At 63.5% G+C, this 10,351-nt stretch carries 11 protein-coding genes and 1 riboswitch; all 11 genes read left to right on the forward strand.

All coding sequences use genetic code 11. The annotated features are described in order from the left end of the window. A partial coding sequence (locus tag ACFDTG_RS14650; RefSeq protein ID WP_375291742.1) for a nicotinate-nucleotide--dimethylbenzimidazole phosphoribosyltransferase occupies window positions 1-628 on the forward strand: 628 nt, incomplete at its 5' end. Next, a complete protein-coding gene (gene cobS / locus ACFDTG_RS14655; RefSeq protein ID WP_375291743.1) occupies window positions 625-1,377 on the forward strand; it encodes an adenosylcobinamide-GDP ribazoletransferase in 753 nt (250 codons plus the stop codon). The genes ACFDTG_RS14650 and cobS, both read left to right, overlap by 4 nt. Continuing rightward, entirely contained in the window at window positions 1,368-1,901 is a 534-nt protein-coding gene (gene cobC / locus ACFDTG_RS14660) for an alpha-ribazole phosphatase family protein (protein WP_067499288.1), read from the forward strand. The genes cobS and cobC overlap by 10 nt, the downstream gene beginning before the upstream one ends. After that, on the forward strand, window positions 1,898-2,503 hold the full coding sequence (cobO, locus tag ACFDTG_RS14665) for a cob(I)yrinic acid a,c-diamide adenosyltransferase (protein WP_008603669.1): 606 nt from the start codon (window positions 1,898-1,900) through the stop codon (window positions 2,501-2,503). The genes cobC and cobO overlap by 4 nt, the downstream gene beginning before the upstream one ends. A 32-nt stretch (window positions 2,504-2,535) precedes the next feature. After that, a riboswitch (cobalamin riboswitch) is annotated at window positions 2,536-2,746 on the forward strand. Between the two features lie 160 nt (window positions 2,747-2,906). Next, window positions 2,907-4,835: a TonB-dependent receptor plug domain-containing protein gene (locus ACFDTG_RS14670; RefSeq protein ID WP_375291744.1), complete on the forward strand. Its 1,929-nt coding sequence runs from the start codon at window positions 2,907-2,909 to the stop codon at window positions 4,833-4,835. A gap of 3 nt (window positions 4,836-4,838) precedes the next feature. Then, the gene (locus tag ACFDTG_RS14675) at window positions 4,839-5,669 is read left to right on the forward strand and encodes an ABC transporter substrate-binding protein (RefSeq protein WP_375291745.1); all 831 of its coding nucleotides are present in this window, start codon (window positions 4,839-4,841) and stop codon (window positions 5,667-5,669) included. Next, window positions 5,666-6,643: an iron ABC transporter permease gene (locus tag ACFDTG_RS14680; RefSeq protein ID WP_067499294.1), complete on the forward strand. Its 978-nt coding sequence runs from the start codon at window positions 5,666-5,668 to the stop codon at window positions 6,641-6,643. The genes ACFDTG_RS14675 and ACFDTG_RS14680 overlap by 4 nt, the downstream gene beginning before the upstream one ends. Then, entirely contained in the window at window positions 6,640-7,413 is a 774-nt protein-coding gene (locus ACFDTG_RS14685; RefSeq protein WP_067499296.1) for an ABC transporter ATP-binding protein, read from the forward strand. Before ACFDTG_RS14680 ends, ACFDTG_RS14685 begins: the two co-directional genes overlap by 4 nt. Window positions 7,414-7,419: 6 nt before the next feature. Beyond that, window positions 7,420-8,880: a cobyric acid synthase gene (locus ACFDTG_RS14690; RefSeq protein WP_375291746.1), complete on the forward strand. Its 1,461-nt coding sequence runs from the start codon at window positions 7,420-7,422 to the stop codon at window positions 8,878-8,880. Next, a complete protein-coding gene (cbiB, locus tag ACFDTG_RS14695) occupies window positions 8,877-9,824 on the forward strand; it encodes an adenosylcobinamide-phosphate synthase CbiB (RefSeq protein WP_375291747.1) in 948 nt (315 codons plus the stop codon). The genes ACFDTG_RS14690 and cbiB overlap by 4 nt, the downstream gene beginning before the upstream one ends. Next, window positions 9,821-10,351 (forward strand): aminotransferase class I/II-fold pyridoxal phosphate-dependent enzyme (locus tag ACFDTG_RS14700; RefSeq protein ID WP_375291748.1); only part of this gene is annotated, 531 nt, incomplete at its 3' end. The genes cbiB and ACFDTG_RS14700, both read left to right, overlap by 4 nt.

Genomic DNA, 10,351 nt, shown 5'->3' on the forward strand with positions numbered 1-10,351 from the left:
AGGGCCTGCGATGTCGCCCGAGACGGCAAGGAAGGCGATTGCGCAAGGGCGACATTTCGCATGCGGTATTGAAAGCAAGATCGTCTGTTTCGGCGAGATGGGCATCGCGAACACTTCCGCTGCAGCCCTGCTTGCGCACAAGCTGAGCGGCATTTCCGTGGCCGAACTCGTCGGGCGAGGGACGGGCCTCGACGATACCGCTCTCTCCCACAAGCAAGATGTTCTCGAACGCGCAGCTGCGCGGACTAGAGCGCTTGCGCCGATTGAAGCGCTGGCCGACCTCGGCGGCTTCGAGATCGGCACGATGGCGGGTGCGATGGTTGGCGCCGGGACATCGAATAAACTTGTGGTGGTCGATGGCTTTATCGCGACCGCTGCCGCCGCGCTTGCGCGGGCGATCGAGCCAGACTGTGAACGGGCCTTTGTCTATGCGCATCGCTCGGCAGAACACGGCCATCGGACGCTGCTCGACTGGCTAGAAGCCGAACCACTGCTCGACCTCGACATGCGGCTGGGCGAAGGGACCGGCGCGTTGTTGGCCGTGCCGATTATTCACGCCGCGCTCTCGCTTTTCGGCATGGCAAGCTTTTCTCAGGCAGGGGTGTCCGGCGCTCCCCCGATTTCATGAAGCGTCCATTCGCCGCCGCTTTGGCCGCGTGGGTGTTCCTAACGCGACTTCCTTTGCCCGCGGCGCAGCTCGACGAGAGCGATTTCGAGGCCGCGCCCGGCTTCTATCCGCTGGTCGGCGTGTTGATCGGCGTAATCGGCGCTGCCGCTTTCGCGCTCGGCTGGGCGATCGGCGGGGCCTTCATCGCAGCGATCTTCGGCACTGCGGCTACCTTGCTGGCAACCGGTGCATTTCACGAGGATGGTTTGGCGGACCTGTTTGATGGGCAAGGCGCGACAACGTCTGAGCGGATGATGGAGATCATGCGCGACAGCCGGCTCGGCACATTCGGAGCCGCAGCCCTGTTCATAGTTCTGCTGCTCAAGATCTCGGCACTGGCGCAACTCCCTTTCATGGTCGCACTCGCCGCCCTGCCCGTGGCGCACGGAGCCTCGCGCCTGTCGGCAGTGATCGTGATCGCGACAAGTCGTTACGCACGTGCCGAGGGGATCGCCAAGCCGGTTGCGAAGGGGATCGGAGCAGCGCCGCTGGTGGTGGCGACGCTCACCGGGATCGCTGCGGTCGCAATCGGTGCGACCATTCTTGGGCCCGGCGCAGCGCTATGCGGCTTGGCCGGCCTTGCCATCGGCCATATCTCGACGCGGCTGCTCTTCGAGCGCAAGCTTGGCGGCTATACTGGCGATTGCCTCGGCGCGGTGCAGCAGATCAGCGAAGTCGGCTTCTATCTTGGCACCCTCGCATGGCTCTGATCCTGCTCCGCCATGGCAAGCCGCAGATCGAAGCGGGCGTTTGCTACGGTCAGTCGGACGTTCCCGCCAAAGCCTTTGACCAGAAAGACCTTCATGCACTGGTGGCCGCATTGCCCAGCCGCTTTGCACGGATCGACAGCAGCCCACTGATCCGATGCACTGCGGTGGCGGAGCAGTTGTCCGCGCATTTCGACCTTCCCGTCCACGCCGACCCGAGACTGATGGAGATCGATTTCGGGAACTGGGAAATGCAGGCGTGGGACGATATTCCTCGTCACGAGATCGATGAGTGGGCAGAAGATATCGAAGGCGCTCGCCCGCACGGAGGGGAGAGTGTCGCGCAAATGGCTGAGCGGGTTCGCGGGTATCTGCTCGATTCCGCGAGGATCGAGGGACATATCCTTGCCATCACGCATCTCGGCGTCGTCCGTTGCGTTGCCGCGGCTCTTGGCCGACCGAACCCATTTGAACTCGAACTCGGCTTCGGCCAGTTCCTCACCGTTGAACCAAGAGGGGGCGTATGAGCGAGACCGACAGCGATACACACAAGGAGAAGATGAAGGAGCTGCAGGCCGCGCAAGCGAAGCGGCGCCGGGAGCTCAAGGATCCAGAACGCGGCCTCGTGCTGGTCCACACCGGCGATGGGAAGGGCAAGTCGAGCTCGGCCTTCGGGGTCATCGCCCGCGCGCTGGGCTGGGGACAGAAGGTTGCCGTGGTGCAATTCATCAAGGGCAAGTGGAAGACGGGCGAGAAGAAGTTTTTCTCGCGCTTCCCGGATTTGGTGGACTGGCACGTCATGGGCGACGGTTTCACATGGGATACGCAGGACAGGGATCGCGATATCGAAGCCGCGGAAACGGCATTGGCGAAGGCCGGTGAGTTGATCGCGAGCGGCGACTACGCCTTGGTAGTGCTCGACGAAATCAATATCGCGTTGCGCTACGAATACCTGACGCCCGCGGCAGTGATCGAGGCGCTGGAACGCAGGGGTGATACCCGGATCATCCTTACCGGGCGGGACGCTAAGCCCGAACTGATCGATTATGCCGACACCGTCACCGAGATGGCCGAAATCAAGCACGCCTACCACGCCGGTATCCGCGCGCAGCAGGGCATCGACTTCTAGCAGGCAAGGATTGACAGCAACGGACGAGGCGAGCATTGGCGCGGACAGACGGTGCTGCAGGTGCGAAATCGCCTGGAGCTAAGAGGGAAGCCGGTGCGATACCGGCGCTGTGCCCGCAACTGTGAGCCAGGAGCCCCGAACCAACACGTCACTGGCCAAGCCCTGCACTGGGTGGCGCCGGGAAGACGGTTCGAAGGCGTTGATCGGCAAGCCAGGAGACCTGCCGTCGCGTCGTTCGTCCAGGGCCGGGTCCAGCCCAGTGGGACAGGAAAGTTCTTTTCCGAAGTAACGACAGCCAGGCCGGTTTCCGGTGTCGCGGCTCACTTCGAGCAGCGGCGGGCCATCTGTCGAGTTGACCATGCGGGCACCGGAGCCTCCGCGTGGGCTGGCTTTGGATTTTGCAATGAAAACCGCACTCTATTTGTCCGTCGCGGCATCGGCCGTGGCTCTGTGTTCGACCGGCGCGTTCGCGCAAGGCGTCGATCTTCCCGAAGACGAGGAAGTGATCTCCGAAACGATCGTGGTCACGGCCAACCGCACCGAACGTGCGATCAGCCAAGTCGGCGAGTCGGTAACGCTGGTCGAGGAAGAGGAGATCGTGAACCGCCAGCCGAGCGAAGTGCTCGACATCTTGCGCACGGTCCCCGGCGTCACCTTCAACCGCAATGGCGGGATCGGAACCAACACCGGTGTTTCTATCCGCGGTGCGGAGAGCGACCAGACCGTCGTGCTGATCGACGGCGTCAAGCTCAACGACCCCTCTTCGACCGGGGGCGGCTTCAACTTCGGTCCTGCCCTCACAGGCAACATCGCGCGGGTCGAAGTGGTGCGTGGTTCGCAGAGCGTTCTTTACGGCAGCCAAGCAATCGGCGGCGTGGTGAACCTGATCACCCGCGAACCGACCGAGGACCTTGGTGTGTTCGCACGCGCCGAATACGGTGAACGCGATACTGCGGAACTCGTTGGCAACCTGTCAGGCAAGTTTGGCCCAGTCGGCCTAAGCGTCGGCGGCAATTACTACCGCACGGACGGCATCTCTGCTTTCAGCGAGGCGCGCGGCGGCACCGAGCCGGACGGGTTTGAAAGCCTGGGCGCCAACGCCAAGCTCGATATTGCGTTGGGTGAGAATTTCTCGATCGATCTGCGAGGTTTCTATGCCGACAGCGAGGTCGAGATCGACGGCTTCACCGCTACCGGTCTGGGGGACACCAACGAGGTTTCCTATCGGGAAGATCTGGTCGGCTATGCTGGCATCAACGCGAACTTCCTGGACGGGCGTTTGCGCAATCGGCTGGGTATCGCCTACACCCGGATCGACCGCAGCAATTTCAGCTTCGACACGGATTCCGAGACCTTCGACGCCTTCGGCGAGAACGTGCGTTACGAGTATCAGGGCGTGTTCGACGCAGCCGAGATTGCAGAGCTGGTCTTCGGTGCCGAGCGCGAGGAATCGGAATATCTCAGCTCCAGCTTCGGCGCGCCCGCTATCGGCGACAAGGTGTGGATCAACTCTGCCTACGGACAGCTCAACCTAACCCCCTACCAGGGGCTCTCGCTGACTGGCGGCGTGCGCTACGACGATCATGAAACCTACGGCAACAACACGACCTTCGCTGCCAGCGGTGCCTATTCGCCCAACGGCGGCGATACCGTGCTGCGCGGTAGCTACGGTGAAGGTTTCAAGGCACCTGCGCTGTTTCAGCTGTTCAGCGACTTCGGGAACACCGCGCTCGAACCCGAAGAATCGGAAAGCTGGGACGTTGGCATCACGCACAGTTTCCTCGATGGGCGGGCGCAGGTGGGCGTCACCTATTTCGAACGCGATGCCGAGAACCTCATCGCCTTCGTCGGCTGCACTGGCAACCCCATCCCTGCCTGTCAGGATCCCGCCAATCCACGCCCTTTCGGGACATACGACAATATCGCGCTTGCAAGCGCCGAAGGGTGGGAGTTCGGGCTCGCAGTCCGTCCGGTCGATGGCTTCGATGTCGCGCTTAACTACACCACGATCGACGCACGCAATGACGTGAACGGAAATCGCCTACCGCGCCGCGCCGAAGATACGATCAGTCTGGTCGCGGACTACCGCATGGAGAACGGCATCGGCATCGGTGCCACCGTGTTCGTGGCGGGCGACAGCTTCGACAATGCCACGAACACCACTCGCCTCGATGGCTATGTGGTGACCGATATCCGGGCGAGCTTTGGCATTACCGAGCAGATCGAAATTTTCGGTCGGATCGAGAACCTGTTCGACGAGCAGTATGAAACGATCTTCCGCTACGGCCAACCTGGTCGTGCGGTGTTCGGCGGCGTGCGCTACCGGATGTAACCGATGGTTCGGACGATCCTCGCGGCGCTGGTGTGCCTTTTGCTCTGTGCCTGTTCGCAGGTGGCGGAGCGGGGAGCGGACGCACCGCGACGGATCGTCAGCCTCGACTACTGCGCCGACCAGTATGTCCTGAAGTTCGCGGATCGTGAGGATATCCTCGCCCTGTCGCCCGATGCGGAAAAGCGCTTTTCCTACATGCGGGCGGCGGCCAAAGGGATCCCCACAGTCCGTCCGCGCACGGCAGATGTGCTGGCACTGCAACCCGATCTGGTGGTGCGAACTTACGGTGGCGGGCACGATATCGCCGATTTCATGAAGGAGCCGGGGGTCCCGGTCGTGCAGATCGGCTTCCCGCAGTCGATCGCCGAAGTGCGGGGCGAGGTGCTGCGGGTGGGCACCGAACTTGGCAAGCCGGATGAGGCCGAACAGCTCGTTGCTGATATGGATCGGCGATTGAAGGCACTTGCGGAGAGGTCCGGTCCTCAACGCGAAGTTCTTTACATGACCCCGGCAGGCGTAACCGCGGGCGAAGGCACTCTGGTGCACGAACTGTTCGTCGCGGCTGACCTCAGGAATTTCCAGGATCGTCCCGGCTGGAATCCGCTTCCGCTCGAACGCCTCGCCTACGAGCGGCCCGACCTGATCGCGGCAGCCTTTTTCGAAAGCAAGACCAACCACGTCGATAACTGGAGCGCGGCGCGTCATCCGGTGGCGCGGGCGCAACTGCGCGAATTGCCGGTGGTAGCGCTCGAAGGTTCGTGGACCTCGTGCGGCGGTTGGTTCTTGCTAGACGCGGTCGAAGCGCTGGCGACAGCGGGAGAGAACACGCGATGAATCGGGTGGTGTCCATCCTGCTTGTAGGTCTGGCGGGTGCGTTGGTCCTTTCGGTGGCGCTTGGATCGGTGCCCTTGCCGCTCGACCGCGTTCTGGCTGCTCTCGCATTTCAATCGAGTCAGGGTGACGAGCTGGTGGTCTGGCAAATCCGCCTGCCTCGTGCGCTCGCTGCCGCGTTCGTCGGCGCGGCGCTGGGGATGAGCGGGGCGGCTCTTCAGGGCCTGCTGCGCAATCCGCTGGCAGAGCCTGGCATCCTCGGCGTTTCGGCTACCGCCGCGCTCTTCGCGACTTTCGTGCTTTATTTCGGTCTCGCGACTGCCGGTCCGCTCGTCTTGCCAATGGCTGCGGTCGCGGGGGCGCTGATCGCCACTCTGCTGGTGGCGCTGGCCGCGATCCGCACCCGCTCCGTGGTCACGCTGATCCTGATTGGCGTGGGCCTTTCGAGTTTCTCGGCGGCGATCATGGCGCTGCTGATGAATCTCGCGCCCAACCCGTTCAGCCTTGCCGACATGGTCAACTGGATGCTCGGCACGGTGGACAATCGGAGCTTCGACGACCTGATCTTCGCGCTGCCCTTCATGGCGATCGGGGTGGTGGTGCTTCTTGCATCGCGCCGAGGCCTGTCCGCGCTCGCCTTGGGAGACGAGGCGGCCGAAGGAATGGGACTGGACCTCAGGCGGCAACGGCTGGCGGTCATCATCGGCGCCGGCCTGGCGACAGGTGCCGCTGTGGCGCTTGCTGGTGCGATCGGCTTTGTCGGGATCGTGGCGCCGCATCTGGTGCGGCCTTTCCTGCGCTACGATCCGGCACGGCTGCTGGTGCCATCGGCTATGCTCGGCGCTCTGATCCTTATGCTGGCGGACATCGGCGTGCGGGTTCTGCCGACCGATAGCGAGCTCAAGCTGGGCGTGGTCGCGTCACTGCTCGGTGCACCGGTATTCATCTGGATCGCTGCGCGACGGAGGCTGGCATGAGCATTCTGCAAGCGAGCGGTCTGAGCTACGCGGTGGACGGCAAGCCGCTGGTCGTCGATGCTGGCTTTTCGCTGGAACCAGGGGAACTCACCGCGCTGATCGGCCCCAACGGGTCGGGCAAGACGACTCTGCTGCGCCTCGCGCTCGGCCTTCTCCAAGCAGAAGCCGGTTCGGCGTCAATCGATGGCGAGCCGGTCGCTCGGCTTTCGCCGGTCGAGCGGGCGCGCAAGATCGCCTACCTGCCGCAGGCCCGACCGCTGGTCTGGCCGCAACCGGTTCGCGCCATCGTTTCGCTCGGGCGGTTCGCCTATGGCGCAGCTTTGGGGCGGCTGTCAGCGGGCGATGAGGCGGCGGTTTCTCACGCGATCGAGGCCTGCCAGCTGGACGGTTTCGAAGAGCGGGCAGCCGATACCCTATCGGGCGGTGAATTGGCCCGTGTGCATCTCGCGCGTGCGCTCGCTGCCGAGACTCCGCTGGTCATTGCCGACGAGCCGGTCGCCGCGCTCGATCCGCGTTACCAGCACCAGACCATGCGGTTGTTTGCCTCGATGGCGCAGAGCGGGCACGGAGTGCTTACGGTCGTCCATGATCTCGATCTCGCGCTGCGTTACGCCAACCGCGTCCTTTGGATGCACGAAGGGCGGATTGTGGCGGATGGGACGCCAGAAGACACCTTTACCAGCGAGCGTCTGCGGCGCGTGTTCGGAATCCAGGCGGAGATTTCCCGCAATGGCGCAAGTTTCCGGCTCGACATCCTCGGCCCCGCGTAACGCAGGATGACCGGTCGCGCGATCATGCTGCAGGGCACCGGCTCGGACGTTGGCAAATCGCTGCTGGTTGCGGGGCTTTGCCGGATCGCTCGGCGACGCGGGATCGACGCGGCACCCTTCAAGCCGCAGAATATGTCGAACAATGCTGCCGCCTGTCCGGGTGGAGGAGAAATCGGTCGAGCGCAGGCGCTCCAGGCTCGCGCTGCGGGGCTGCAGCCGTCGACCGACATGAACCCCTTGCTCCTCAAGCCCGAAGGCGACCGGCGCGCGCAGGTCGTCCTGAACGGTAAGGCGCTGCGCAGTGAAGAAGCAGCAGCGTATATGGCAAATCGGGGAAGTCTGCTTCCCATCGTGATCGAGGCATTCGATCGGCTGAGATCGGCGCACGATCTCGTTATCGTCGAGGGCGCGGGCAGCCCGGCGGAGGTAAACCTGCGCAAGGGCGACATCGCCAATATGGGCTTTGCGCGCGCGACCGATGTTCCCGTAGTGCTCGTTGGTGACATCGATCGCGGCGGGGTCATCGCATCGCTGGTCGGCACCCGAGCCGTCATCAAGACCGAGGATGCCGAGATGATCGCAGGCTTCGCCATCAACCGCTTCCGCGGCGACCAGGCCCTGTTCGAAGATGGCGTGCGTTTCATCGAAGACCGCACCGGCTGGCGTAATTTCGGCATCGTGCCGTGGCTGGCCTGTGCTGCGCGGCTGCCCGCTGAAGACGCTGTGGTGCTGGGACCAGCGAAACCGAAAGACGGGGCCATTTTGATTGCCGTGCCAATGCTTTCGCGGATCAGCAATTTCGACGATCTCGATCCGCTTCGTGCCGAGCCGGATGTAGAGGTCCGCTTCATTCCTCCCGGCCAGCCCATTCCGCGCGAGGCCGATGCAGTTATCCTCGCAGGCACCAAATCGACCTTGGCCGACTTGGCAATGCTGCGGAACGAGGGGTGGGACTACGACATCATCGCCGCCTGGCGCACAGGCGCGCACATCGTCGGCCTGTGCGGTGGCTTCCAGATGCTGGGCAATCGGATCGAGGATGCTGACGCCGCGGATGGATTGGCAGGGACTGCGGATGGTCTGGGCCTGTTCGACATGACGACGGTGATGACCCGCAAGAAAGTGGTCCGCCCCATCAGCGGGACTACAATTGCCGATGATGACGCGGTGACAGGTTACGAGATTCATACCGGTCTTTCGCAGGGGCCTGCGCTGGAGAAGCCCTTCTCTCGCTTGGAAGACGGCGTCCTTGATGGCGCGGTCGCAGCGGGCGGACGTCTGATCGGCACCTATCTTCACGGTGTGTTTGCGAGCGACGCATTCCGTTCGCGCTGGCTTGAGAAATTGCGTAGCGGCCGGAGCAGCACGCTCAATTACGAAGATGGTGTCGACACAGCGCTGGACGAACTAGCCGAAGGGCTCGAGGAGGCCCTCGACGTTGACGCTTTGCTGGCGCTTGCGCGGTGACCGCGGCATGGATCATGGTGGCAGGGCTCGCGATCGAAGCCGTGGTCGGCTGGCCCGAAGCGGTGGACAAGCGGATCGGGCATCCTGTCCGCTGGTTCGGCTGGCTGGTCGAGCGGACAGAGCGTCTGGGCAATCGCCAATCACGGAGCAGATCGGCGCGGATCGCGATGGGCGGTCTTGTTACTCTGTTTCTAGTGGCGCTTGCGGGCTTGATCGGTCTGGCCATCCAGCTGCTTCTGCCAGCCGGATGGCTAGGCCCTGCCCTGATTGCCCTCGTCGCCTCCAGCCTGATCGCTGCGCGCTCACTGCACGAACACGTTGCGGCGGTCGCCGAGGCGTTCGACACTGCAGGGATCGAGGCTGCGCGGCATTCGCTCAGCTACATCGTTGGACGTGCGACCGCTGAGCTGGATGAGCTCGCCATCGCCCGTGCCGCCATCGAGAGCTTGGCAGAGAACACTTCGGATGGCGTCACTGCACCCTTGTTCTGGGGTGCGCTGTTCGGCCTGCCGGGTCTGTTTGCCTACAAGGCAATCAACACGCTCGATTCGATGATCGGCCATCGCAATGCGCGCTACGAAGCTTTCGGTAAGATTGCCGCCCGGCTCGACGATCTCGCCAACCTGATCCCTGCACGCCTGACGGGTATTCTTTTCGTGCTATGTGCCGGTTCGGGCCGGGCCATACTAGTCATGTTTCGGGACGCCGGCAGGCACCGCTCTCCCAATGCAGGGTGGCCGGAGTCCGCGATAGCGGGCGCGCTCGGCATCAAACTGTCGGGGCCGCGGACTTATGGCGAAACGACGAGCAACGACCCTTGGCTCAATTCGGGAGCAAGAGACCCATCCGGAGCCGATATCCGCCGCGCCTTGGCTCTTTATCGGTGGGTAGTCATCGCCATGGCGATCATCCTGGCGCTCCTGGGCTGGATCAACGTGTCATGACCGATCTCGACCTCGTGTCAGGCCATGGCGGACGGATCGACGCGATGGCACGCGCGTTTCCCGGCGCGCCACTGCCATGGATCGACCTGTCGACCGGCATCAATCCGTATCCTTATCCGTTGCCCCCGATCGCACCCGATGCATGGGAGCGCTTACCGGGCGAGGTGGCCCGCGCATTCTGCGAAAGCACCATGGCGGAGTCGTTCCGATGCGATCCGTCTTTTTGCCGCGCGGTCGCCGGGACGGAAGTCGTCATCCGCCAGCTGCCGTCGATCCTGCGTGCTCAAAGAGTCGCCGTGCGCGCTCGCAGCTACGCCGATCATGCAGAAAGCTGGCGACTGGCGGGGGCGAAGGTGGTCACGCATTCCGATCCCTTGGCATTGACCGGGGAAGCCGATGTCGCGGTGATCGTGAACCCTAACAACCCCGATGGGCATCGTTGGACTGTCGAAGCCATCGAGGCAGCGCGCGCTACACTCGCTCATCGTGGCGGCTGGCTGATCGTCGACGAGGCCTATGCCGACCTC

It is taken from the genome of Qipengyuania sp. (assembly GCF_042095715.1).
GTDB lineage: Bacteria > Pseudomonadota > Alphaproteobacteria > Sphingomonadales > Sphingomonadaceae > Qipengyuania.

What these genes read in the sequence shown, in the direction of transcription:
- cobS (WP_375291743.1), top strand. Translation starts at nt 625, where the DNA reads ATGAAGCGTCCATTCGCCGCCGCTTTGGCCGCGTGGGTGTTCCTAACG.
- cobC (WP_067499288.1), top strand. Translation starts at nt 1,368, where the DNA reads ATGGCTCTGATCCTGCTCCGCCATGGCAAGCCGCAGATCGAAGCGGGC.
- cobO (WP_008603669.1), top strand. Translation starts at nt 1,898, where the DNA reads ATGAGCGAGACCGACAGCGATACACACAAGGAGAAGATGAAGGAGCTG.
- ACFDTG_RS14670 (WP_375291744.1), top strand. Translation starts at nt 2,907, where the DNA reads ATGAAAACCGCACTCTATTTGTCCGTCGCGGCATCGGCCGTGGCTCTG.
- ACFDTG_RS14675 (WP_375291745.1), top strand. Translation starts at nt 4,839, where the DNA reads ATGGTTCGGACGATCCTCGCGGCGCTGGTGTGCCTTTTGCTCTGTGCC.
- ACFDTG_RS14680 (WP_067499294.1), top strand. Translation starts at nt 5,666, where the DNA reads ATGAATCGGGTGGTGTCCATCCTGCTTGTAGGTCTGGCGGGTGCGTTG.
- ACFDTG_RS14685 (WP_067499296.1), top strand. Translation starts at nt 6,640, where the DNA reads ATGAGCATTCTGCAAGCGAGCGGTCTGAGCTACGCGGTGGACGGCAAG.
- ACFDTG_RS14690 (WP_375291746.1), top strand. Translation starts at nt 7,420, where the DNA reads ATGACCGGTCGCGCGATCATGCTGCAGGGCACCGGCTCGGACGTTGGC.